Source organism: Paenibacillus marchantiae (assembly GCF_028771845.1).
In the GTDB taxonomy this organism is placed as follows: Bacteria; Bacillota; Bacilli; order Paenibacillales; family Paenibacillaceae; genus Paenibacillus; species Paenibacillus marchantiae.
Genome location: NZ_CP118270.1, coordinates 4,594,374 through 4,618,000 on the forward strand (window position 1 = coordinate 4,594,374; position 23,627 = coordinate 4,618,000).

A 23,627-nucleotide genomic window follows, 5' to 3' on the forward strand; every position below is an offset into this window, starting at 1 on the left:
TCTCGTATCAGCTATTCGTCAATTTGCTAATGGCTTGCTTCATGCGCAAAAAAGGACATTTGGAAGGGGTCTGCTCGTCATCGGGCAGGAAATATTGTTTCCATTCCAGATTATCCTGCTCCCCATACCACATGAGCGAAGGATGAGCAGGAACGGCATCATAGGCTGCCAAGCGCTTGCGAATCAAGGTTTTCATTTTCCGGCCAAGAGGTGTGTTGTCATTAATGGATTCAAACACCCACCTTGGTTGAAAAGCAAACATAAGATAAGGGAAGTGCCTACTGGCTCTAAGTTCGTGCGCGGGAGTGGCACAGAAACAAAAGTAAGGCTCCCCGCCAAAGCAAAATTCCCATGTGGCTTCATGCGGATCAGTCGAAATATGTTCAGGCCAGGAGGCAGTATCGAGTGAACTTACCCGGTTAAGCATCTCCCAGAACAAGGACTGATACTGCTCCACCGTTGTGTTGTTTCTCAAATCATCCGGTGTCTCGCAAATGACAACCAAAGAAGCGTAATGTCCCGTTTCCCGAGAAACAGGCCCATATTGACTAAGTAATTCCGCCATGTCTTCAGCAGAAGCTTGGGTTCGCGGATCCCTTGTGAATCCGTATCTCAAATGTCCGGAGAGAAAACCCATACGTCCGGGTACACAAGGATACGTATTACCCTCATCTGCAATCATATTGGCAAATTTTGAATAAGCGTCCTGCTGCCATTCGGGCAGACCTTTGAATGATGCATTTATTTCATCGGCACTGTACAGCTCTGCCATGGATTCCCCAACTCCATTCCACATGATACCGTTAACGTATTAATGAGGATGGCGTTGGGTGACTGTCCAGTGTAGTTTTTATGTCAGAAAAAGATAGATCGTACAGCTTCAAAACCGAAGTACAGGCCAAATCCGATCAGACAGATCCCTGAGATAATGGAGATCCAGCGCAAAACGGTTTCGTTGCTGCGTTTATGAAATCGACTAGCCATGCCAGCCATGATGACATCCCAGACAAGGATTCCTATGAAAATACCAGAACTGTATAGTAGCAGATGAGCGGTGTCGGTATGCTTCACGGTTGTAGCAAGAATAGAGCCGTAAATGCCGAGCCAGAATAAAATATTCAGGGGATTGGACAGGGCCATGAGAAAGCCAGAGACAAAAGATTTTCCCACTCTTGCTTCTGCTGTAGAAGAGGTCTGGATACCGTCTTTCAACTTGGAAAGTGTTTCCACACCAGTGTACACCAGAATAAAACTGCCAAAAGACCAAAGAAAAGAGCGCATGAAAGGCGTGTCCAGAAAATGGGCAACTCCAAAATAGATCAGAAGCATGTACACCAAATCGGCAAACATGGCTCCCAGTCCCAGAATCCAGGCATGCATAAACCCGTGGCGGGCTCCGCGATCCAACTGAGCGGCATTAATCGGACCAATTGGAGCTGATAGTGAGATTCCCAGAATAATATAACTAAACAGTACAGACATATACGCGTTCACTCCTTAACGGGTTCGACGAATTGTACCGGTAAGTCACACACATATGGGTACAAGTCATCGTATTCCCGTCTGGAGCAAATTAGAACAAGCTGTGCGTCGCTTAATCTAATAAGGACTCTACATCCAGCTGAATAGCTGTACAATGATATCCGTTGCATGAGCTTTCTTCACATGGGCAGGCGGATAAACCGACAACCAGATCGGTCAATGCCTCCATCTCCACATAATCACCGGCGCGCGAATCTGGAGCTACGACATCAATCTTGCCCAGATCATCTACGACCGATTTCATAAACAAATTAAATGGATAATGCTGATCCGGCGGCAAGATCCCGAACGGTTCAAGAGCCTGATTTAGGTTATGATAGCAGCTGGCATGATCCTTTTTGTCATATAATACTTCATACATTTCCGGACGACAGGCGGAGTTGAAGAAATCATGAACACCAACCGTGTCACGAACGATTTTAAGCAACGGCTGATATTGATTGGAATACACGGACTGTCCTGGTTTGATCCGGTAGGACCGCAGTACGTCCATCGTTACACCTGGGTCTAATCGATTATTGGCATTTTGAGCATCATATGCAACAAAATCAACGACCTGCTGACCCTCCAAATCGGTCACCCGAATTAATGAACCTTTATTTACCTTGACGGCATAACCCGTTTTGGCAGGGATACGAACAGACTGCTTATGGCGTTCCGTAGTATTCATTTTCATTCGTCACATTCCTCCGCTGTTTTTGCTTTCAGTATGCGGAGCTGACATGGCTTTCATGCACTTTGGCAAACATACGGCTCACATTGAAAATGATACAGGTTGTATTCAGCGTTTATGCTGGAAACAGTGGATTACCCTTCATGCCGACCCATAGTTCGGATGTTTCCAGCTGACCAGCCAGATGAAGCAACCAGTCTTCACGGCCTTTGGTTGCCATAATCTGTACACCCATGGGCAGGCCTTCAGGAGTCAGATGCACAGGAACACTCATGGCGGGTTGACCCGTCAGATTCGCGAGCTGAGTGAACGGAGTGTAGGTAAGACTTGGCTCAAACATCTCATAAATCAACTGCTGCTGCTGGATCTTGTCCAAATCGCTAATACGCATCAGATGCTGAATTTGTTCATCATGAGGTGTCAATTCGCCGATTTTGGGTGCTGGAAAAGCATTGACAGGTGTGAGATAAAAATCATAGCGTTCAAACAATGTGGACATCTGAGCTGCGGCAACATCCCATTCGGCCAGACTATGTACGAATTCGGCAGCGGATACTTTTTTGCCGGCTTCAGCCAGAACCCAGGACTCGATCTCCATATCAGCAGAGGTTAATGTTCTGCCCATAGAACGTTCCATCGAAGAGATCATCGCCGCCATTTCGCCGCTGTTCATCAAGTAATAGTTCTCCATCAATTTGACACCATTAACCGGGCTCAGCTTTTCTTCAACCTCATGACCTTGTTCTTCCAGCCAGCGAACCGTCTTATATACAGCTTCTTTGGCTTCATCACTCACAGGTGTTCCTACAGGCGAAGCTGTCGTGTAAGCGACTTTCAGTTTGCGTTGATGAGGATAGTTCATATCAGCCAAGTAGCTGCCTGGAAAGAGGGGAGCATGAAACGCAGCTTCGGGCTGAATCACTTGCAGGGTATCCAGCAAAGCAGCGCTGTCGCGAACGGAACGGGACAAGGCAAAATCAATCGAAGCACCCTGCCACTGACGACCAACTCCTGGTCCAACAGGTGTCCGTCCACGTGTAGGTTTTAGTCCGAACAAGCCGCTGAATGAAGCAGGGATTCGGATGGAACCGCCACCGTCACTGGCTCCCGCAAGGGGGACAATTCCCGAGGCTACCGCGGCAGCGGCACCTCCACTTGAACCGCCTGGCGAGTGATTCGTATTCCATGGATTTCGACTTGGACCGTGAAGACGGGGCTCAGTAATATTTTTCAGGCCAAATTCCGGTGTATTGGTATGTCCGATGATAATGAAGCCTGCATCGCGCAGACGGGAAACGAAATTAGAATTCCGCTGTGCCCGATGCTCACTGAGAAGACGAGAACCCGAGGTGAGAATTTCACCTTCCAGGGATTGAGAGATATCTTTCAATAACAAGGGCACGCCGGCAAAGGGCTGCTCTCCCGGGCGAACTATACTCGCTTCCTGACGTGCACGTGTTTCATATGTACGAATGACTGCATTGAGCTGCGGGTTCACTTCTTCCAGGCGTGCATACGCCGCTTCCAGCAATTCGACAGGCGATATCTCCCGTGCGCGAACCAATTCAGCCAAACCTATAGCATCGTAAGATGTATACGAAAATGATGAAGACGAAGACATGATGATCGTTCCTCTCTAAATTGACTTAATCTACTATTCCATAAGTCATCGTACCACCGGAATAGCGAAAAGACAAAAGGCACTGAACATCTCAAAGGATGTCCAGTGCCTTAATTGATTTGCTTTTATATAAAATTCAATCCGTACGGAGCTTTGGTGCACCGTCAGCCGGAGTCGCTGATCGTTCTTGCTGTTTGGAGATGGCGAATAGGGCAATCCAGATGAGGATGAAGCCCACCAGTTGCTCCCATGTAATTAATGTGCGGAATGCAATCCAGTTTACCAGTACACCGGCCATCGGGAAGCTCAGTTCTGCGAGCGTTGCGACTGAGGCCTTGGTGGAGGAGAGCCCTTTGTAATATAACAGAAGACTCAGTAACCCTGGCAGTAATGCCTGACCCAGAATATTAAGTGCTACAGCCGCCTGTTCACCTGTAGCGGAAGGGAATGTCCAGGCAGCACCTTCGTTCCACGTCATAAAGATCAGCAGTGGCAAGGCTACGACAAAGCGCAGAGAGGTGACCGTTTCATAACGGGTTTGCCCCAGCATCAGCCGCCCCATAACTGTTGAACCGCCCCACAATGCAGCTGCACCCAGTGATAACAGGCTACCTGCATGAACCCAATTGTCCCAGTTGCCAAGGGGAAGGGTAAATCCAAACGTGAGCAGGTATGTTCCTGCAAGTGCAATGATAAACAGTCCACCGAAGCGGCGAGGCAATGTTTCTTTCAGCAGCAGCTTAGCCAGAACAATCGCAAATAGCGGCTGCATCTTTTGCAATAACAAAACGGTGTTGGGATCGTTATGCGTAAGTGCCAGGGTGAACAATACCGTGGCGAGAGCAGATCCTCCCCAGGAGATAAATATCACGGCAATCCAGTGGCGAGCACGCAGGTTTTTCAGATCGGCCCGGAACTTCCATAACACGGGAATCGCCACAAGGCTGACAATAATATGTTCCACCAGTACAATCTGCGTGGAGGTCATCGTTTTGAGCAAAATAATACGGAACAGTGGATCTACACCCCAAAGGGCGGCGCCGAGCACGACGAGCCAGAATCCGGTATTACTTCGTTCCTTGCGGTAAACTGTTGATGCAGGTTGTGTCTTTTCCATATTCAGGACTCCTTCGTCAGAACACGGAATCTTCAGTTGGCAAAATCGACAAAAGCCCCCGTTTTGGTATACACCAAATAAACGGGGGCTCAATCATTGACATGTCGTACGAAAATAAGCCTTTCGGTAACGGCATGTCAATGTGTTGATCTTCTCTCATCCGGACTTTACCGTCGGCCTTGGAGTCACACCAAGTCAGTCGCTGAATCCCTACATCGGGTCAAACAGCGAGTCGCGGGCTGGTTCCGAAGAACATCACCGCCGGTTGGGAATTGCACCCTACCCCGAAGATCCTATTCAATTATATTGTGTATTGAACAAGCTGTAACATTAATAAGTCCATCTTATTCCTGTAAGCGCTAGCAGTTCAAGTGTTTTTTTAGAATATGATATTCCAGCTTCCTTGTTGTCTGCGTAATAATACAATCTGTCCTGCATGATACGCATCGTGGAGTACCCAGCGGGCAAGCTCATGTGCCCATTTTTCATCTGTATCCATGTACGGGGCTTCAAGATCGGATTCTTCTAATGAAGCGAGCTGATCACGAAGTTGTCCGGCTAATTGCGTTGTATTTTGCATAAGTACACTCCAGCCAGCAGTATCAGAAGGGTCGCCCGGATCTCCGAAGGTGGATTCATTGTTTTCGGCAGGAGCACCAGAGGGTGTTGTGCCCTGAATACGACTCAACAAGCGATGATTATAGTAATACATATGGTTAACCAACTGCCAGATGCTTAATCCACCGGATGATGGAACCCAGGCTGCCTGTTCAGCAGTCAGTCCTTCGAGTGCCTTGGATAAAGGCACAATCCAGTTACATTGATCCCAGGTATCATCTTTCTGAATGAGCAATAGTTCTGTTGCTGTTGTAGTCATTGATTTTTCCTCCCTAAAATGAATTCATGGTAACTAGCTAAAGTGCTTAAATGTGGTTACAATTAATATAACCCAAACATGAATAATTGTAACTATCTTTTTAAATATAGGTAGTTACATTTTAGCGGAGGTACGTATGGATAGACTATGGACTGATTTTGTAAACAGTGATTACCATGACTGGCGTGGCGGGGATCGTTCAGAGGACAAGCTTGGTAAAACCGAATGGCAGCAAGGATTTATCAAACAATGGCAACTGATTGCACCTGTACCTGCTTCTCCGGAAGAGGAGGGAGCCTTGAGAAACTTTAGAAATGAATTGCAGGCTCTTGCAAGTCGTTTATCTGACGGAAATGCATTATCGAACCAAGACCTGGAATGGCTAAACGCCATGATGAAGGAAGGTCAAGTCATAAGAAAACTGAACGTTGGAGATGAGGGACTTAAGCTTTCACTTATTCCTGTAGGAACTCAATGGAAGCAGGTCATGGCTGAGGTAGCAGCCGATTTTGCCATCACCGTAGTTGAAGGGGATGGGGGAAGGATTCGTATCTGTGACAATACGGATTGTCGTTGGATGTTCTATGACGATACGCGCAGTAGAACCCAGAAGTATTGTGATGACAAGATGTGTGGTAATCTGATGAAGGTTAGAAGATTTCGGGCAAAACAGAAGAAGGATCAGCAGCAAGAGTAGAGTGTATGAGAGTACGGCGTATGCACAGAGTGATTTGCGGTACTTTTCGACAACCGGGAAATGTTCAATAGGTTTTTTTGTAATCAAAATTGAATGTTTCCATCCTCTTCTATATAATGGTTATATACTTAAAATATTTCAGCTAGTCATTTCATCATCAGAGATTAACATCCGGGATTCAAGCGTATATCCAACAAAAAACAATGATTGGAGATGTGTCTTGTGGGGACAAGTTATCTACTGAAAAATGGTTGTGTATTGTCTATGGATTCGTCGGTAGGTCAGTATAAACGGGCGGACGTTCTTATTGAGGATTCTCTTATAACTGCTATCCGGCCCGACCTGAGTTGTATTGAAGCGGAAGTAATAGATGCATCGGAGATGATCATACTCCCTGGACTTGTAGATACGCACCGGCATGTATGGGAATCACTTCTAAAAACAGCGGGAACCAACTGGTCACTTCCGGTCTATCTGCAGAATCTCTACTATGGAGCGATGGGAAGTAAACTCCGGCCACAAGACAGCTATATCGCCAATTTTCTCGGTTCTTTGGAAGCGCTTAATGCAGGAGTGACCACGGTGCTTGACTGGAGTATGCCGTATTCCCCGGAGCATACGGATGAACTGATTCGCGGACTTCAGGATGCGGGTATTCGGTCGGTTTTCGCTTATGGTCTACCGGGTGAGACGCCCTACTGGAACAGAGAGAGCAAGCTGACGTATTCGAATGATGTGAGAAGAGTCAAGGAACAGTATTTTTCTTCACGGGATCAGCTTCTCACGTTCGGCCTTGCAATTCGTGGTCCGGAGTTCAGCCATTGGGATACCACAGTGAAGGAAATTCAGCTTGCCCAAGAGCTTGATGCGATATGTTCAATGCATGTTGGCTTTGGAAGCTGGGGATCCGTAGATCGTTCGATAAGTAAAATGTATGAGGCTGGTTTACTGAGCCCAGGTCTGAACGTCGTACACGGAAATACGATGGATACGGATGAGTATAAAATGTTGGCCGATAGCGGCGCCTCGCTGTCCGTCACACCAGAAGTAGAGATGATGATGGGGCATGGGTATCCGGCAACGGGGTACTTCCTTGAAAACGGAGGAACTCCAACGCTCGGAGTCGATGTTGTAACATCGACGGGTGGGGATATGTTCTCCCAGATGAAATTTGCACTTCAAGCTGAACGTTCCCGTGAAAATGAACAACTTTTGCTGCAGGGTGAAATGCCTGGCGAGCTTAATCTGCAATCCAGTCAAGTTCTAAGATTTGCAACTTCTGCTGGGGCGAAGGCTCTGGGACTTGAGCGGAAGATCGGTACACTTACGCCAGGTAAAGAAGCAGATCTGATTATGATCCGAACCACCGATCTTAACTTGTTCCCGGTGCATGATCCGGTTGGAGCCGTCGTTCAATTTGCCAATCCATCCAATGTGGATACCGTGTTTGTAGCAGGTCGGCTGGTGAAGCGCGAAGGCAAGCTGCTGCATGTCGATCTGAACGAGGTTCGGCGGAAGGCTTTAGACAGCAAGGAATATCTGCTATCTCAATATCAGATGTCGGATGCAGAGCGAATTGTATTTTCATAAGTTAGATGATCCGTGTGAGTGAAAGAGTGATTCTCTTCCGGAATGAATAGAGTGGATGTTCTTATCTCGTTTATAGATCTAATAGCGTTACAAGTGATGGGCCGCATACGGATATGCGGCTCTTTGGCGTAGTGTTTATCGTGCAACAGGACAGGGGGAGCAAGGAATAAACCGCAAAAAGAGGCGAAAAGGCACTGCATTTGCATAGTTGCATGTAACAACGAGTTTATGATGTTTTGGTAAAGAAAAAAGCTATTAAAAAACTGCGCATAATATAAATTATACGCAGTTTTGTTTTAAAACGATTTTCATATTCACCCCTGCCCAACAGATCATGATAAGTTTCGTCTGGAATGGACAGAATATACCATCATCCCAAAATAAATTTAGCAAAGCAACGCGACAAAGTGTAGAAATCGATAGATTTTTGTAGTTGGTCGGTAAGATAGAACAAAGGGATTTTTCATAGAACAGATGAACCAAACAAATATTTGAAGTATAGAGACACAAACATCATTTTCAATACGAGAGGAAACTGTGTATGAACCAAAACCAGAATCGATCTTCCCTGTTTAGAAAAAAGCCGATTGCCACCGGAGATAACGAAAGCAATATGTTGAAAAGGGTGCTTGGCCCATTGGATCTGATGACTCTTGGGGTAGGTGCGATTATCGGTACGGGTATCTTTGTATTAACTGGTGTTGCTGCCGCAAAATATGCAGGTCCCGGTTTGGTACTTTCTTTTCTACTGGCAGGTATTATCTGCGCCTTCGCTGCATTGTGTTACTCGGAGTTTGCATCCAGTGTGCCTGCTTCAGGAAGTGCGTATACATATAGCTATACCGCTTTTGGCGAAGTCATTGCCTGGATTCTCGGATGGGATCTTATTCTGGAGTATGGATTTGCGAGTGCGGCTGTTGCCAGCGGTTGGTCTGGATATTTTCAAACGTTATTGTCCGGATTTGGGTTGCAATTACCCCATGCGCTCACAAGTGCATTTAGTCCTGAAAAGGGAACCTATTTTGATATCACCGCAGCGGTGATTACGTTAATCATTACATTCCTGCTCACCCGAGGGGTGAAAGAGGCTGCTCGTGCCAACGGAATCATGGTAGCGATTAAAATTATCGTGGTGCTGATCTTTATCGGAGTGGGTGTGTTCTATGTGCAGCCGGATAACTGGCAACCATTCCTTCCGTTTGGCATCTCAGGGGTAACCGCAGGGGCGGCAACGGTATTTTTTGCTTACATTGGTTTCGATGCGGTATCTACGGCTGCGGAAGAAGTGAAACGTCCTCAACGGGACTTGCCAATCGGTATTATTGCATCTCTTGCGATCTGTACCGTGCTTTACATCGTTGTATCGTTGATCCTGACAGGGATTGTACCTTATCACATGCTGAATGTGAGTGATCCGGTTGCCTTTGCCTTTGAATTTGTACAGTTGAAAGGATTGTCCTGGATTGTTTCGCTTGGAGCGATTACGGGAATTACCACTGTATTACTTGTAATGATGTATGGTCAGACACGTTTGCTTTATTCCATGTCAAGAGACGGACTATTGTCTCCGGTGTTCTCCAAAGTCAGTGGCAAAAGCCAAACACCTGCTACAGGTACTTGGGTTGCTGGGATCATCGTCGCTTTATTCTCGGGTTTCATCTCACTTGGCCATCTGGCGGAGTTGACCAACATCGGAACACTGTTTGCTTTCGCGGTGGTAAGTTTGGGGATTATCGTATTGCGTAAAAACAACCCGGAACTCAAAAGGGGATTCCGCGTGCCTTTCGTCCCATTGATTCCTATTCTGAGTGCTGTTGGTTGTATGTATCTCATGACACGTCTTGCAGCTCTCACCTGGATTACGTTCTTCGGTTGGTTAATTATTGGTTTAATCATCTACTTTGCCTACGGTCGTCATCACAGTCATTTGAATCCGGCACGGCGTATATCGGACACGTTCAAAACAACAAAGGGGAAATAGCTGTCATAGCTGATTCCTACATTGTAGAGATATCTTGAAAGTTAGTAAATTAATTTATCACACTAAAACTATACGTTAATAGAGTCAACTGCATTGTCTCATACTGCATCGCCAAAGCGGCGCGGTATGGGGCTTTTTTTTGTGAGAGCAGTTCGTGTAATATAAAAAAATGGTAATTTATGAGGCTATAAATGGGTATCTAATAAGTAATACATCTATCCTTGTGAGCGGAACCGGGGTTGCGGTCAGGGCAAATATGACATATATTTGGGGGTGTGACATGCCATCAGACATAAGAGAGGGGATGTATCATGAACACACCATTACATACCAATCAACATCACCAAAATTCGAATTTCGGTTTTGCATTGGCTGACTCAGCCGTACTTGCCGAGACGAAGCTAATCATTTCACATTCAGAGGACACAAACGAATATCAATTGGATATTGATCCGCAGCGCCGTTTGAAGGATGGACGCAAAGTATCGGTTGTTGCGCAGTATATGGATGCACCGCCGGATCGGCAAGATGCCATTATCATATATGGGGAGGAGCTGGGATTTGTACAATATGCAGTTACCCTGCGACCAGACAGTACATGCTCACTCACTCCCATTGAAGGAATAGATCATCCGATCGTATTGGATTTGGGTGACTTTGCAGAAGGGGAGTACGAGCTGCGAATTTCACTGCATGTCAAAACACCCCGTATCGCAGAGGGACCACTGGAGCCCGAGCAGCATGCCATGGTGAAATATGCTCAGGTGGTAACTGTAGCGATATGTCTGTTTCCAGCCGAAGCTTCGCAGATGAATACAGCGCTTGAAACGGTGTGGACACGGGATAATCATGTATTTGACTCCTACGGCAGTGGTGGCTTTATTCTCGCAGATCTGCCTCGTATGGCGAAACGTGTAGAAGATCTGATCGGTTCTGGAAGCCATAATCTGATAGAACAATTCAGTGAGGGTGACCTTTCGGACACCTTGCTTGAGGAAGGTCTCATGGCGATTGCCTGGGGAGTAACACCATGGTGTTATTCGATATATTCAGCTCCGGATGAACATTCGAGAACTATACTTTCGGTAGACAAGCTGGGTGATGAACCTCAGACTACGGGAATATACCGTGTGCATCCTGAAATTAAACAATTAAGTATCGTGCCGGTAAACGAATTGGCATACTGGCCATCCTGTGCAGAGAAAGCATGGCCTGTAATTGATGTTGCGGGTGAAGGCGAGACGCTGCGTATGGACTTGTATGTTCAGATCTGTGAATCAGTGAATGGACTGCACGAAAATCCACTACCTTCATTTGTACTCACCCGCAGTGAGGGACAACCCGAAGCGATCATTCCACTAATCGATGTCGTAATTGTAGATTAATAAATAGAAGTGTGGTGACGAACACAGATGATGACCGAAGAGATTCAGGAGCAATACGCCGATGAGCTTGAAGCTTTTCATATATGGATGAAAGATGCGGGCTACACGGGACATACGGTAAAATCATACACAGGTGACGTTGCTGAATTTCTCGTCTCTATTCATGGAAAGTCACTGGAGCAGGTCAAAAAACTTCATGTGTTATCCTTCTTGTCCCGGGCGCGGGAAAGAGGGGTCAGTGACTCGACGCGTAATCGGAAACACGCTGCGGTGAACTGTTTTTATAAGTCATTGATTGAGCTTGAATTGGTGACCAATAACCCTGCTTTTGGAATCAAGAAATCCAAAACCGAGCAAAATCGTGCCCCCGTCTTCCTTGATGAAAGCGGTTTGGAACGATTTTTGCAATCGGTCGAGGGTAAGTATCGTACACGAAACCTGGCTATTTTTCTGCTCATGGGATACATGGGATTGCGGGTTGGAGAGGTTCATGCCTTGAACTGCAAAGACTATAATGCGGAACGGCGCACGCTGGACGTATTCGGTAAGGGCCGGAAATGGCGTACACTGCCTGTGCCTGAGACCGTTGCCGAACTGTTATCCCAGGCTCTTCAGGAGCGGCTGGATCCATGGCGGGCGAAAGAAGAGGCATTATTCGTGTCTCAAAAGGGGAAACGATTGTCGATACGCAGTATTCAGCTTATATCAACCGAAACTTTTGAACGCTTTCAGCAGGAATCAGCCTCCAATCAGCGTGTGAACTATTCCAGTCATAAACTGCGTCACTCATTTGCGACCATGATGCTTAGACGCGGAGCAGATCTGCGAACGGTTCAGGAGCTGTTGGGTCACTCCTCCATTCAAACCACCACAGTGTACACTCACGTAACCAGCCGCGAGAAGGAAGAAGCGATGGCCTTGCTGGATGTCAAACTTCCTGCGTTTGCGGCTGATATGTAAAAGATAAGCTTTGTTTATATAATAGAAGAAAGTAATGATAGAAAAGCCTGTCCAAAACGACAGGTTTTTTTTGCATTTTGATGGAGTGGATTATTAATACATTTAATGGAAAATGAGAGGCGGTCTGAAATTATAAAATAATTTCGTTTTTTATTATTACAGAATAATTATTATGTAAACTGAAAATCGAAATCAATGTTTACTTTTCTTGCCCATATGTAATAGGGTGATAAACTAGCCAGAGAATGACCTTAACGATATACAACAGTGTAAGCTATTAATAAGACCAAAGGACCACTCGCATCTTCGCAATGAAGATACAGGTGGTCCTTTAGTTATACAAGCTTAACGCTATTTAATCATTATAAAATAACGTGATTAGTCAAACGCCTGGATTTGGATTTACTCCAGTCCGGCAATCTGTTCCTTCAATTTGTTAGCAGAGGCTTGGAAAGCGACTTTCTCCGTCTCATTCAAAGGAAGTGGCAAAATCTCGCGCACACCGTTGCGATCAACTACACATGGAACACCCAGATATACATCGGATACGCCATTGTAATCTTCCAGCAATGTGGAAACGTTCAGTACGGAGCCTTCATTGCCCAGAATGGCAGCTACAATACGGTCCAAAGCGAGCGCAATTGCATAGGAAGTGGCACCTTTGGCATTAATAATCTCATAAGCCGCATTTTTAGTCCGGTCGAAGATATCTTGTTGTGTTTCTTCATCCAGATCCAGATTCGTTCCTGCAACGTTGGCGAGACTCCATACCGGTACTTCGGAATCGCCATGCTCCCCGATAATATGAGCGTGAATACTGCGTGGATCAATTCCTTTGTTTTTACCAATAAGGTAACGGAAACGTGCGCTGTCCAGCAAAGTACCAGAACCAATTACGCGTGAAGCGGGCCAACCGCTCTGTTTCCAAGAAGTATATGACAAAATATCTACAGGATTGGTTGCAATCAAAAGAATACCATGGGAATTAACCTCAGTAATACGTTCAATGATCTCTTTAAAAATGCTTGCATTTTTCTTCAGTAGATCAATGCGAGTCTCTCCTGGTTTTTGGGAAGCACCTGCAGTAATAATAATGATGTCTGCGTCTTTGCAGTCGGAGTAATCGCCTGCCCATACTTTAACGCCTCCGGTAAATGGGAGACCGTGGTTCATATCCAGCATTTCGCCGGTAGCCTTATCATGATTCACATCCACAAATACCAACTCGGACGAACGCTGTCTTAACATCAGCGTGTATCCCGTTGTTGTTCCCACCGCACCCATGCCTACAATAACGACACGACTTGGTTTGAGCGCTGCACTGTTTACCATTTTCATATCCTCTCCTTTTTGGGGTATACTTCCATCCATATTAAGGGATAAGTGTGCGAAAAGCGAGCCATGTCTATAAACTTTTTCACATTTCATGTCTTTTTACGGAAGATTTCGTCGAAAACCCGGTTTATGTTTTATACAAGAAACAGATTCAGTAAATGATCGCTGTCTGCTTCCAGAGAGTGGAGATGAACCTTTTCGACATCGTTTGTGGTAGAATAGGAGCAGTGGATTCAGATGAATCGTAAAAACAACATGAATGGACAGGCATGCGCGCCTGCTTATTGGATGAGAGAGGTGGAAACCACTTGCGTTCGCAATGGATCAAAATCGCGCAGACAGCATTGCTGTCTATCGGTATAGCTGCTCTGCTGGCGGCTTGCACCGATTCGGGAGAGACCCCGGTGGCAGAACCGCCGCAGGAGCAAGAAGATAACGGGAATATGGGCCAGACCTTAACTGTTGTTCCTCCCGCAAACAGTACACAAGCTGCGGATACAGCCAAATATCAAATTCAGACCCGTTTAACCGATTTCCAGTTGCTTAATGGTAACGGTGGATTAGCGTGGGGAGTGACGCGGAACGCCCTGCGTCTGTATTATACTCAGGATCAGGGAAGTACCTGGACCAACATCTCACCTTCGGAAAATGTTCAGTTTCCGGCTAATCCGCAATATGGACAAAGCATTTATTTTGTAGATAGTACACATGGATGGATTGTTCGTGAAGGAATGGGCGGAACAGATACGATGGTGCTGCGCACGAATAACGGTGGAGCGAGTTGGAGTCTGTCCTCCTTATCGAAGACGGATAAAGTGACGGCCATTACATTTGTTTCTCCTGAAAAAGGCTGGATACTGACAACTGTGGATACTTCCATTGGCAAGCAAGACAAGAAATTGTATCTTACCGAAGATGGCGGTATTACCTGGAATCAGATGACTTCGAGTGACGAAGATGGTAAACCAGCATCTGCAGAGATCCCTACACGGGGTTATTCCACGGGGATGACTTTCTCGGACTCGGATCACGGGTTCTTGACCGCTCTAGAGTTCGGTACGCCGAAATTGTACGTTACAGCGGACGGTGGCCAACATTGGAAGTCGGGCCCGTCATTCTTTGACCGGAACAAATTTAACGGATGTGGTAATTTTAACATCAGCTCGCCACAGTTTTTTGGACGGGAAGCTCAAACAGCCTGGATGTCGATCTCCTGTTCTCAAGGGGAAAGCACTAAATTCAACGGGTTTTTTACAACAAATGGCGGAGAGAGCTGGCAGTTATCAACGTTCAGTCTGAATAAACAAACCGGAATCAATCGCGGTCTGACTCCTACATTTCTAAATCCCTTGGAAGGCTGGGTCATGCAGAAAGGCAAGACTTATTACACGAAAGATGCCGGCAAGACTTGGAAAGCACTTCCTACAAGTGAAGTACTGGAAAACATTCTTAAAGAGTACCCTGAGATCGTCAAGCTCCAAATGGTTTCTTCGAAACTAGGCTGGATTTTGGTCGAAAATACAGATGCCAAAAGGTCACTGTTGCTGCAAACCATAGACGGCGGTGTGCGTTGGAAAGTACTATAATTGCGTTCGAATAAAACGTCTTAAGAAAAGGAACCTACGGGTTTCTTTTCATTTTAATTACTTTGTGAAATAAATCACAATAAATCCCTTCAAATGATGTTATATTGAATTCAAGAAGAGATGGGAGTGATGAACATGAGAACGAATGAACAAGCTCAATTCACGCAGGCGGACGAGTTAACCAGATACATGCTCCAATTATGCTACACATGTGATGATGCCAACCGTTGTACCACCGAGGAAGAAGTCAAAGCCTGCATGGCGAAGCACGCACAGGCAGATGAACCGGAGCAAGCGGATGGTGAAGAAGTCACTCGCGGATTCATGAATCTGATGTACGCGTAGACTCATAGGAAGAATATTAAGTGTTCTGAATATAACAGTCAGATTGTTAGGAAACATCTCCAAGCGGGGATGTTTCTTTTTTGAGCGGATTTCCTCTTGATTATGGAATCAAATCACAAAAGAAATTTATAAGAGAAAGATACATAATTGGTTAAAACATAATAAATCAAAACTATATACTATCACGATCAGAGTCTTTTTTTAATTTTAGTCATCTATAATCGGGCTAATCTACGATGTTAATAGCCTCTTTTTCCTAAATATAGGTTGTAGTTTAGTTGAATATGGTTTTTCGTCCATACCCCAAACTAACCACATACGTACGTTAAACTATGTCTATAGGGAGGTGTCCACACGATGAGCAGTTCAGAAGATAAGAAGCGATCTAAGAGAAAAAAGGTAACGGCATATCCTTGCAAATCTAAAAGAAAAGATTGCAAAGTGAGGGTGGCTAAAAAAATAGTTCAGGTAAAATGTCCGCCACCTAAAGTGAAAATTATTACGCCTACGGTCACTGGTCCAACAGGACCACAAGGTACTCAGGGCGCACAGGGAATTCAAGGACAGCAAGGGGTGCAAGGACCACCTGGAGCTCAGGGTCCGGCCGGAGGCCCTCCAGGTCCACAAGGACCTCAAGGTCAACCTGGACCAGCGGGAGCCATGGGTCCACAGGGGCTGGCTGGTCCAGCCGGACCGATGGGCGTGCAGGGTATTCCTGGGGAACAAGGACTTGTGGGTCCACAAGGACCTCAGGGTGTGCCGGGCCCAGCTGGCGCTATTGGACCGCAAGGCTTTCCCGGTGCGACTGGGGCCACGGGCGCAGCTGGAGTGGCAGGTCCAGCAGGTGCCACGGGAGCCACGGGTGTTACAGGAGTGGGGGGTCCAGCGGGGCCTACCGGAGTGACAGGCGCAGCTGGAGTGGCAGGTCCAGCGGGAGCCACGGGAGCCACGGGTGCTGCAGGATTGGCAGGTCCAGCGGGGCCTACCGGAGCGACAGGCGCAGCTGGTGTTGCAGGTCCAACAGGTGTCACAGGAGTAACGGGTGTTACTGGAGCTACAGGTGCAGTCGGAGGCGTTCTGGGATTTGCTGATTTCTTTGCGCTGATGCCTCCAGACAATGCTGCAACGGTTGCTCCGGGCACGGATGTAAGTTTTCCGCAAGATGGGCCTACAAGCGGGACTACAATTACTCGTACCGGACCTAGCTCATTTAATCTAGCAGCAATAGGCTCCTATCTTGTATTGTTTCAAGGAAGTATGAACGAGGCTGGGCAACTTATATTGACACTCAATGGCGCTGATCTCGCCTATACCGTAATCGGTCGGGCAACAGGTACAACGCAAATGCCTGGGATGGCTATCGTGCAAACAACAGTAATTAACTCCATACTGACTGTACGAAATCCAGCTGGAGAATCAACGGCACTAACCATGACCCCCCTTGCCGGCGGAACAAGACCTGTATCGGCACATCTGGTTATTACTCAATTAGCATAGAGAGGGGATAGGTACTTCAACTGGGATAACGTTCATTCATCAAGGCGCTATCCCAGTTGGTGCCAAGGAATTCATTAGGAAGATCAGCATTGATATGTTAATACATATTGGATTTGGATCCGAATAACAAGTTCCGTGTTAACGTGCATATATATTACAGAAGACGGGTCAAGACTCCGGCTGTCCTAGGTTTGATGAACGGAGGGGAGAGACATGGGCATTGAATCATCCTGGATGTTTGATTTTTTTGGAACCGTCTTTCCGGTAGTATTTGTCCTGATTATAGGTATCGTTCTTCTGTCGGTAGGGAAAGAAGTATGGAGATGGGGTCGTAATAACTCAGAGCCTCTGCTTACCGTACCTTCACGGATTACCAGCAGGAGAATGCAGATGAGTCAGTCGCACTCCGAACCAGGAAGTACAGCCCGTACGCTTTATTACATCACATTTGAAGTGGAGAGCGGGGATCGTCTCGAATTCAAGGTGAATGGTGATGAGTACGGCTTGTGCGCCGAGGGAGATGAAGGTCGACTCTCTTTCAAGGGAACGCGTTATGTAGGCTTTGAACGCTACAATCGTTTGTATTCAGAGCGTGTACGCGGATAAACCGGCTGGCTTGCGCCATAGTGGCGTAAGCTTTTTTTAATTTCTTTTATGGACAAGCGTTTCTTAATGGGGCTAACGTGTTTTTATATAAGAAGAGACTTTATTCAATTTATGGTCCATATTCGGTGAGTTGATGTAGGCTTATGTAATGAATGGACCATCCCAATAGAGGAGGAAATGATGATGTCATTTACAGATCAAGTTGTGGTTGTGACGGGAGCAGCCCAAGGAATCGGACGAAGTGTAGCTGAGGCCTATGCGGTTGCAGGGGCTAAAGTCGTACTTGCCGACTATCAGGAAGCGGAAGGGGCTGCAGCTGCAGCTTCGATTCGCAATGAAGGCGGAGAAGCCATCTTTGTCCAGTGTGATATACGTCAAGAGAAGGATATAACGAACCTCATTCAAACGACAATGGATGAATTCAAACAGATTGATGTGCTCATAAACAATGCGGGTGTCTCCAGATGGAAGTCTCCCTATGAGCTAACGCTGGAAGAGTGGGACGATATACTCAATACCAATGTGCGAAGTTGCTTTCTCGCAAGCCGGGAAGCGGCCAAACATATGAAGCACAACGAAAATGGTGGAGCAATTGTGAACATGGCCTCAACACGTGCGTTGATGTCAGAGCCAGAAACAGAGGCCTATGCTGCGTCCAAGGGAGCTATCGTGGCGTTGACACATGCGATGGCCGTATCCTTGGGTAAAGACAAAATTCGGGTCAATTGTATCAGTCCGGGATGGATTGAGACAGGAAATGTGGAGAAATTGAAGCCAGAGGACCATGAACAGCACCCGGCAGGACGTGTAGGTGTTCCTTCGGATATCTCCCGCGCTTGTTTATATTTGTCCGATCCGAGCAATACCTTTGTCACAGGGACCAACCTGATTATTGACGGGGGCATGACCCGAAAAATGATATATGAGGACTAGTACCGGGATTTCTCCGGTCAATTGTAAACTTTTGAAAACATAGCAGAAATAAGCCCAAGTTAAGCACTTGGGCTTATTTGTTTTTGGTAACTCGGTTGCTATAATAAATGTGATTTTACCACAGTACAGGAATGGAGGGAGAATATGTTCGGGAACTCATCCCGGAAAGTGTTTTGGCTATTACTGCTGATTGGAGGGATTATAATGACAGGCTTTGAATCTACTGCTGAGGCTGACGCAGATATAAGAGCAGCCTGGGTATGGCAGGCCAAATCTGTCAGTGATGGAGGAAACGAGCTGCTGGACAATGCAGCTAAACATAAGATTAACAGACTGTATGTGAATGTGGATATGAATCTGTCAGAGGATGTCTATCATACGTTTATATCCAAAGCCAGCAAGGCTGGAATTGCAGTTGAAGCTCTGGGCGGAGATCCGTCATGGGCAGTGAGTGGTCGTGAAGGTCCAATGCTCAAACTGGCGTCCTGGGTAAGTAATTATAACCTCGCTGCAAAGCCGGAAGAGCGATTTGACGCCCTTCACCTGGATATCAAACCTTATGTACTGCCACAGTGGAAAGAAGATGCTAAGCCGCTGGTCCAATCCTGGGTTGTCAATATGAAGCTCTTGCTGGAACAGGTGAAACAGGCTGGGGCGGTTGAAGTGAATGTTGACTTGCCTTTTTGGCTGGATTCTTACACGGTGACGGGTAGCAGAACCACTGACGATGCGGATAACGAGTCGTTGTCACACTGGTTTATCGGACAATTTGATCATATTACGCTGCTCGCTTACCGTGACAGCGCGCAAGGAAACAATGGAATTATACGTTTGGTAGAACAGGAAATGATATGGGCTGACGCCAGAAATGGTTCTATTACCGTTGGGGTAAATACCAAGCCTATGCCTGGGGAAGAGTTCACGACGTTTGCCGGAAAAGGCGCTGCGCAATTGGAGAGTGTCATAAAGGAAGTGGCGTCTGCATTCACAGATCATGCTTCCTACGCAGGTTCAGCTGTGCATGACATCGTGTACTGGGGGCAGCTGGAGCCAGAGGAAGTACCATTACCGGAGAATCCATCCAATCAACCGGAAATCCGGGGAACCTATATCTGGCAGGCTTCTCAAGTTACGAATGACGGTGGAGATCACATTCTGGAGTTCGCCAAAGAGCAAAACATCAATTGGTTATACGTCCGGCTTGATTTGGATCAACCGTACTCCAGTTATCGCAGTTTTGTGAAACGCGCACAGGCTCAAGGTATTGAGGTTCATGCCATGGGCGGCCATCCAATCTGGGGTAAAAAGGAAAATCGGCCACGGATACAGCGCTTGATCGATTATGTGAAAAATTATAACGCCGAATCTGAACCGGATGAACGTTTTAAGGGAATCCATCTCGATATTGAACCATACACCTTACCTGAATGGGAAAATGATCGGGATACGCTGCTGACCGAATGGGCTGCCAATATTGCTTATTTCCATGAAGAGACGAAAAAGGACAGCGATCTCGAAACGAGTGCCGATCTGGCCGTTTGGCTAGATACGTTCCCGTTACCGGGAAGAGACATGTCTGTCAGTGAATACATGATCACAACACTTGATCACATATCTCTGATGGCATTCCGTAACATCGCTGAAGGCTCCAATGGAATTGCCGACGTCGTCAGTCAGGAAATGAAAATTGCGGATCGTTTGGGTAAACCACTGTTGATCTCAGTCGAGATGAAAGAGAATTTTGAAGGTAGACATATTTCATTTTATGATAAGGGAGCAGCGGAAATGGAACGCCAGCTGGCACTGCTTCCCGATCTGTTAAGTGAGTATAAAGCCTACAAAGGCAATATCGTACATGCTTACGATTACTGGATTCAAGCCAAGCCCTGAGTAGGCAGGTTATATAGGAAATGTTATGTCTCGGGACTTCACATAGGGTGAGGTTCCGGGCTTTTTTTTATGAGAAAAAGATAAAATCGTGTCACCGAATGGGCATCTGCACAATACGATATACGGTGATGAAGAGGTTCAACAAGGGAGGAAACAGGATATGGCTGTTATTAAAGCCAACTCGGAAGACGTCAAGCTGCTCGCTAGACTGATGAGAGCGGAGGCTGAAGGTGACGGCGAACAAGGCATGCTGCTTGTAGGCAATGTGGGTGTCAACCGGGTGCTCGGCGATTGCTTGGATTTCGGTGATATTCGGGACATTAATCGAATGGTGTTTCAGAACCCGGGTGGCTTCGAATCTACGCAAAAGGGATATTTCTACCAACGGGCAAGACAATCGGAAATACGCTTGGCACAGCGTGTCATTAATGGTGAACGCTTCTGGCCAGCCAGCAACTCCCTGTGGTTTTTCCGTCCGGTGGGAGAATGTCCGCCAACGTGGTATGACCAGCAAAATACAGGCCGCTTCAAGGCGCATTGTTTCTTCAGTCCGACAGGCGAAGACTGTCCAACCGTATATTAAATTTTGGGAGGAATCATTATGATTAACCAGCCTTATCAACCAACACAGGTTATGGGCCAACAGGCCAATTCGCAAGTTCAAGGAACATCATATAAAATCGGTAACGGTATGCCGATGATGTCCCCAACACCAGGCATGGTTTCACCTAGCTCCACAGGCGTACCACCGCTTGTATCAAGCGGTGCTCCAATGACACCTACGGGTGGAGTTGTAACCACAACTGCGCCACAGTTTGAACAATCCTACATCGAAAATATTTTACGGCTTAACCTGGGCAAATGTGGAACATTCTACATGACATACGAAGGCAACAAAGAGTGGAATGCCCGCATTTTCCAAGGTATTCTGGAAGCCGCTGGTCGTGACCATATCATCATCAGTGACCCGAACAGCGGAAAACGGATCATGCTTCTGATGGTCAATTTCGACTACGCTACATTCGATGAGCCGTTGTTGTATCAATATCCAGGTGTGATCGGTAACTATCCGCAACAACCGAGCAGACGTTAATCTGTAGGGAAAAAAGAACATAATATAATACGGCCATACAGAGGCTGCCTTGAATGCGGATGTTATTCCGCAAACGGGGCAGCTTTTCCTATATGATGATAAAGAGCATAATCAAATAGAAAATTAAACATAAGCAGAAGTAACCTTTTTCTCAAATCAGGGCACTTAAAGATAAATACATCAAGCAGCAAGCGCACAGGAAGGAGCAAAACATATTGAAGAAATGGATCGATGGAGCAATCAAGGGCGAAGCCGAGGCATATGAACAGCTGGTGACGCAATTTCGCGGGATGGCACTGGCTGTCGCCTATCAAAAATTAGGGGATACATTCCTGGCCGAAGATGTAGTACAAGAGGCGTTCACGGAGGCCTTTGCGAATTTGTCCAAACTGGACAGCCCTGATGCTTTTCCCGGGTGGTTCAAAGTCATCGTGGAGAGACAGTGTTACCGTCTAATGAGGCGTAAGCAGCATGGCACCGTCCCGGTCCTGGAGATTCAGGATGTTATTCAAGAAGAGGATCAGACTCATAACCCTGAAGAACAGGCTTTGAAAGGAGAGGTGCATCGTCTCCTGCGAGATTCGATTTCCATTTTGCCAACTTCCATGCAGCTTGCTGTTGAACTGTTTTATTTTCAGGGCTACTCGCTCAAGGAAATGTCGGAATTCCTCGGGGTTAATGTTCCGGCTCTAAAGAAACGGTTGTATGATGCCAGATCCAGGCTCAGACGTTCATTGCCTGTGGCCGATGTGATTTCAGTATTTAGTGATCTATACGAAGGAGGAAAAGGGATGCTTCACATTATGAATGGTGACCATGCGGCAGATCGATTAAGACAAAGCGGGATTCAAGGTGAAATTCTGGTCTGGCGAGAGCTCTATACATTTGGACCGATAACAAGAAATATGAGGAATGAGAAAGATCGAAGTGGACGTACACAATATTTGGAGCAGCACTTGGGTATCCCACAGACTGAATATTTGAAAATTAAGGAACTTGAGCAGACGCTTAAGTCATTCCATCAGCACGAAGAGATCGTCCTGTGGTTTGAGTATGACCTCTATGATCAGGCGATGTTATCGTATTTGCTGCACTATTTCAAGGAACAGGACCTGAAAAATACAAAGCTGAATCTGTTATGCATCGATGCCTATCCAGATATTGAACATTTTCGGGGACTTGGGCAACTTACACCCTCACAGATCGGACGTTTATCAGGTACCTGGCATGTGATGGGGGCAGAGGAAATCAAGGCAGGCAGCGATTTTTGGGGTGCGTATGCATCCTCTGACATTCAGGATCACAAGGACTACTTGCTGAAAAATACATCGGTGCTTCCTTTTGCAGATGCTGCATTCAAGGCACACTTGTCCCGTCTTCCTTCTGTATCGAACGGACTGGGCATAATTGAGCAATCCACACTGGAGGCCGTAAGAGAGGGCGTGGATAGCCCTTATCCATTATTCAAGCATGTTGGAGATCAATTGCATATCTTGGGAATGGGTGATCTGGAGTACTGGGCTCATCTGAAGAGAATGACGGAGGAAACTCATGCTTTACTTCAATTAAGCGGTGTACAAGCTTTTCCTAACTTCCAGCAGCATCATGATGAATTCCGTCACGGTGTCTTGTCTTTGACCGAACTCGGTATTCAAGTGCTGAATGGAGAAGCAGATTGGGCACTATTAAGACATGATACATCTTGGATTGGCGGTCTTCAGATTGGCAAAGGGGAAGACACGCCGTGGCGCTGGGACACCGTTAATGGGAACGTAGTGATCCTATAGAGAATAAGTTGGCATCAGAAACAGAATAAAATTAGTAGAAGCAGTAAAGCGAAGCTTTAAGTAAACATGCTAGCTAATCCTCATCATAGATAAAATTATGAAAAAAGAGTAT

The 23,627-nt window shown here is 46.4% G+C and carries 21 protein-coding genes and 1 riboswitch; of the genes, 14 read left to right on the forward strand and 7 right to left on the reverse strand.

Going from position 1 to position 23,627, the window contains the following annotated elements; translation table 11 throughout:
- Positions 1-7 precede the first annotated feature (7 nt).
- The 6 genes from PTQ21_RS20860 to PTQ21_RS20885 all read right to left on the reverse strand — a co-directional run bounded on the left by PTQ21_RS20860 (position 8) and on the right by PTQ21_RS20885 (position 5,830).
- Positions 8-772, reverse strand: coding sequence for a YqcI/YcgG family protein (locus PTQ21_RS20860; protein ID WP_274566995.1), 765 nt, complete (start codon positions 770-772; stop codon positions 8-10).
- Between the two features lie 83 nt (positions 773-855).
- Positions 856-1,482 carry a LysE family transporter gene (locus tag PTQ21_RS20865; protein WP_063564972.1) on the reverse strand — a complete coding sequence of 209 codons (627 nt, stop codon included), beginning with the start codon at positions 1,480-1,482 and terminating at the stop codon, positions 856-858.
- Between the two features lie 112 nt (positions 1,483-1,594).
- A complete protein-coding gene (locus PTQ21_RS20870; RefSeq protein ID WP_274566996.1) occupies positions 1,595-2,218 on the reverse strand; it encodes an urea carboxylase-associated family protein in 624 nt (207 codons plus the stop codon).
- A 112-nt stretch (positions 2,219-2,330) separates the two neighbouring features.
- The gene (locus tag PTQ21_RS20875; protein WP_274566997.1) at positions 2,331-3,836 is read right to left on the reverse strand and encodes an amidase; all 1,506 of its coding nucleotides are present in this window, start codon (positions 3,834-3,836) and stop codon (positions 2,331-2,333) included.
- A gap of 136 nt (positions 3,837-3,972) precedes the next feature.
- Positions 3,973-4,953, reverse strand: a complete 981-nt coding sequence (locus PTQ21_RS20880; protein ID WP_063564970.1) for a DMT family transporter — start codon at positions 4,951-4,953, stop codon at positions 3,973-3,975.
- 144 nt (positions 4,954-5,097) lie between these two features.
- A riboswitch (FMN riboswitch) is annotated at positions 5,098-5,249 on the reverse strand.
- Positions 5,250-5,332: 83 nt separating this feature from the next.
- Positions 5,333-5,830: a DinB family protein gene (locus PTQ21_RS20885; RefSeq protein WP_090806364.1), complete on the reverse strand. Its 498-nt coding sequence runs from the start codon at positions 5,828-5,830 to the stop codon at positions 5,333-5,335.
- A gap of 136 nt (positions 5,831-5,966) precedes the next feature.
- On the opposite strand from PTQ21_RS20885, the gene PTQ21_RS20890 reads away from it, so the two are divergent.
- The 5 genes from PTQ21_RS20890 to PTQ21_RS20910 all read left to right on the forward strand — a co-directional run bounded on the left by PTQ21_RS20890 (position 5,967) and on the right by PTQ21_RS20910 (position 12,443).
- Positions 5,967-6,527: a CGNR zinc finger domain-containing protein gene (locus PTQ21_RS20890; protein ID WP_274566999.1), complete on the forward strand. Its 561-nt coding sequence runs from the start codon at positions 5,967-5,969 to the stop codon at positions 6,525-6,527.
- Positions 6,528-6,740: 213 nt separating this feature from the next.
- Complete coding sequence (locus tag PTQ21_RS20895; protein WP_274567001.1) at positions 6,741-8,117, forward strand: amidohydrolase family protein; 1,377 nt, start codon at positions 6,741-6,743, stop codon at positions 8,115-8,117.
- Between the two features lie 541 nt (positions 8,118-8,658).
- Positions 8,659-10,098, forward strand: a complete 1,440-nt coding sequence (locus PTQ21_RS20900; RefSeq protein ID WP_420800338.1) for a branched-chain amino acid transporter BcaP — start codon at positions 8,659-8,661, stop codon at positions 10,096-10,098.
- Positions 10,099-10,409: 311 nt separating this feature from the next.
- A complete protein-coding gene (locus PTQ21_RS20905; protein ID WP_274567002.1) occupies positions 10,410-11,483 on the forward strand; it encodes a hypothetical protein in 1,074 nt (357 codons plus the stop codon).
- Between the two features lie 27 nt (positions 11,484-11,510).
- Positions 11,511-12,443 (forward strand): tyrosine-type recombinase/integrase, encoded by a 933-nt coding sequence (locus PTQ21_RS20910; protein ID WP_076288609.1) that lies wholly within the window; start codon positions 11,511-11,513, stop codon positions 12,441-12,443.
- Between the two features lie 402 nt (positions 12,444-12,845).
- On the opposite strand, the gene PTQ21_RS20915 is transcribed toward PTQ21_RS20910, so the two are convergent.
- Entirely contained in the window at positions 12,846-13,775 is a 930-nt protein-coding gene (locus PTQ21_RS20915) for an L-lactate dehydrogenase (protein ID WP_063564963.1), read from the reverse strand.
- A gap of 311 nt (positions 13,776-14,086) precedes the next feature.
- Here PTQ21_RS20915 and PTQ21_RS20920 point away from each other — a divergent pair, with 311 nt between their 5' ends.
- The 9 genes from PTQ21_RS20920 (at position 14,087) to PTQ21_RS20960 (ending at position 23,515) form a co-directional block, all read left to right on the forward strand.
- Entirely contained in the window at positions 14,087-15,364 is a 1,278-nt protein-coding gene (locus PTQ21_RS20920) for a VPS10 domain-containing protein (RefSeq protein WP_274567003.1), read from the forward strand.
- 135 nt (positions 15,365-15,499) lie between these two features.
- Complete coding sequence (locus tag PTQ21_RS20925; protein WP_274567004.1) at positions 15,500-15,709, forward strand: hypothetical protein; 210 nt, start codon at positions 15,500-15,502, stop codon at positions 15,707-15,709.
- 447 nt (positions 15,710-16,156) lie between these two features.
- Positions 16,157-17,206 (forward strand): collagen-like domain-containing protein, encoded by a 1,050-nt coding sequence (locus tag PTQ21_RS20930; RefSeq protein ID WP_274567006.1) that lies wholly within the window; start codon positions 16,157-16,159, stop codon positions 17,204-17,206.
- A 213-nt stretch (positions 17,207-17,419) separates the two neighbouring features.
- Positions 17,420-17,812: a DUF2500 domain-containing protein gene (locus PTQ21_RS20935; protein WP_062319566.1), complete on the forward strand. Its 393-nt coding sequence runs from the start codon at positions 17,420-17,422 to the stop codon at positions 17,810-17,812.
- A 183-nt stretch (positions 17,813-17,995) separates the two neighbouring features.
- Positions 17,996-18,745: an SDR family NAD(P)-dependent oxidoreductase gene (locus PTQ21_RS20940; RefSeq protein ID WP_274570540.1), complete on the forward strand. Its 750-nt coding sequence runs from the start codon at positions 17,996-17,998 to the stop codon at positions 18,743-18,745.
- Positions 18,746-18,949: 204 nt separating this feature from the next.
- Complete coding sequence (locus PTQ21_RS20945; protein ID WP_244552078.1) at positions 18,950-20,635, forward strand: hypothetical protein; 1,686 nt, start codon at positions 18,950-18,952, stop codon at positions 20,633-20,635.
- A 160-nt stretch (positions 20,636-20,795) separates the two neighbouring features.
- The gene (locus PTQ21_RS20950; protein WP_063563952.1) at positions 20,796-21,218 is read left to right on the forward strand and encodes a cell wall hydrolase; all 423 of its coding nucleotides are present in this window, start codon (positions 20,796-20,798) and stop codon (positions 21,216-21,218) included.
- Between the two features lie 18 nt (positions 21,219-21,236).
- Positions 21,237-21,728 (forward strand): spore coat protein GerQ, encoded by a 492-nt coding sequence (gerQ, locus tag PTQ21_RS20955; RefSeq protein WP_063563951.1) that lies wholly within the window; start codon positions 21,237-21,239, stop codon positions 21,726-21,728.
- 215 nt (positions 21,729-21,943) lie between these two features.
- Positions 21,944-23,515, forward strand: a complete 1,572-nt coding sequence (locus PTQ21_RS20960; protein WP_274567008.1) for a sigma-70 family RNA polymerase sigma factor — start codon at positions 21,944-21,946, stop codon at positions 23,513-23,515.
- Positions 23,516-23,627 lie beyond the last annotated feature (112 nt).

What these genes read in the sequence shown, in the direction of transcription:
- PTQ21_RS20860 (WP_274566995.1), bottom strand. Translation starts at nt 772, where the DNA reads ATGGCAGAGCTGTACAGTGCCGATGAAATAAATGCATCATTCAAAGGT.
- PTQ21_RS20865 (WP_063564972.1), bottom strand. Translation starts at nt 1,482, where the DNA reads ATGTCTGTACTGTTTAGTTATATTATTCTGGGAATCTCACTATCAGCT.
- PTQ21_RS20870 (WP_274566996.1), bottom strand. Translation starts at nt 2,218, where the DNA reads ATGAAAATGAATACTACGGAACGCCATAAGCAGTCTGTTCGTATCCCT.
- PTQ21_RS20875 (WP_274566997.1), bottom strand. Translation starts at nt 3,836, where the DNA reads ATGTCTTCGTCTTCATCATTTTCGTATACATCTTACGATGCTATAGGT.
- PTQ21_RS20880 (WP_063564970.1), bottom strand. Translation starts at nt 4,953, where the DNA reads ATGGAAAAGACACAACCTGCATCAACAGTTTACCGCAAGGAACGAAGT.
- PTQ21_RS20885 (WP_090806364.1), bottom strand. Translation starts at nt 5,830, where the DNA reads ATGACTACAACAGCAACAGAACTATTGCTCATTCAGAAAGATGATACC.
- PTQ21_RS20890 (WP_274566999.1), top strand. Translation starts at nt 5,967, where the DNA reads ATGGATAGACTATGGACTGATTTTGTAAACAGTGATTACCATGACTGG.
- PTQ21_RS20895 (WP_274567001.1), top strand. Translation starts at nt 6,741, where the DNA reads ATGTGTCTTGTGGGGACAAGTTATCTACTGAAAAATGGTTGTGTATTG.
- PTQ21_RS20900 (WP_420800338.1), top strand. Translation starts at nt 8,659, where the DNA reads ATGAACCAAAACCAGAATCGATCTTCCCTGTTTAGAAAAAAGCCGATT.
- PTQ21_RS20905 (WP_274567002.1), top strand. Translation starts at nt 10,410, where the DNA reads ATGAACACACCATTACATACCAATCAACATCACCAAAATTCGAATTTC.
- PTQ21_RS20910 (WP_076288609.1), top strand. Translation starts at nt 11,511, where the DNA reads ATGATGACCGAAGAGATTCAGGAGCAATACGCCGATGAGCTTGAAGCT.
- PTQ21_RS20915 (WP_063564963.1), bottom strand. Translation starts at nt 13,775, where the DNA reads ATGGTAAACAGTGCAGCGCTCAAACCAAGTCGTGTCGTTATTGTAGGC.
- PTQ21_RS20925 (WP_274567004.1), top strand. Translation starts at nt 15,500, where the DNA reads ATGAGAACGAATGAACAAGCTCAATTCACGCAGGCGGACGAGTTAACC.
- PTQ21_RS20935 (WP_062319566.1), top strand. Translation starts at nt 17,420, where the DNA reads ATGGGCATTGAATCATCCTGGATGTTTGATTTTTTTGGAACCGTCTTT.
- PTQ21_RS20940 (WP_274570540.1), top strand. Translation starts at nt 17,996, where the DNA reads ATGTCATTTACAGATCAAGTTGTGGTTGTGACGGGAGCAGCCCAAGGA.
- PTQ21_RS20945 (WP_244552078.1), top strand. Translation starts at nt 18,950, where the DNA reads ATGACAGGCTTTGAATCTACTGCTGAGGCTGACGCAGATATAAGAGCA.
- PTQ21_RS20950 (WP_063563952.1), top strand. Translation starts at nt 20,796, where the DNA reads ATGGCTGTTATTAAAGCCAACTCGGAAGACGTCAAGCTGCTCGCTAGA.
- gerQ (WP_063563951.1), top strand. Translation starts at nt 21,237, where the DNA reads ATGATTAACCAGCCTTATCAACCAACACAGGTTATGGGCCAACAGGCC.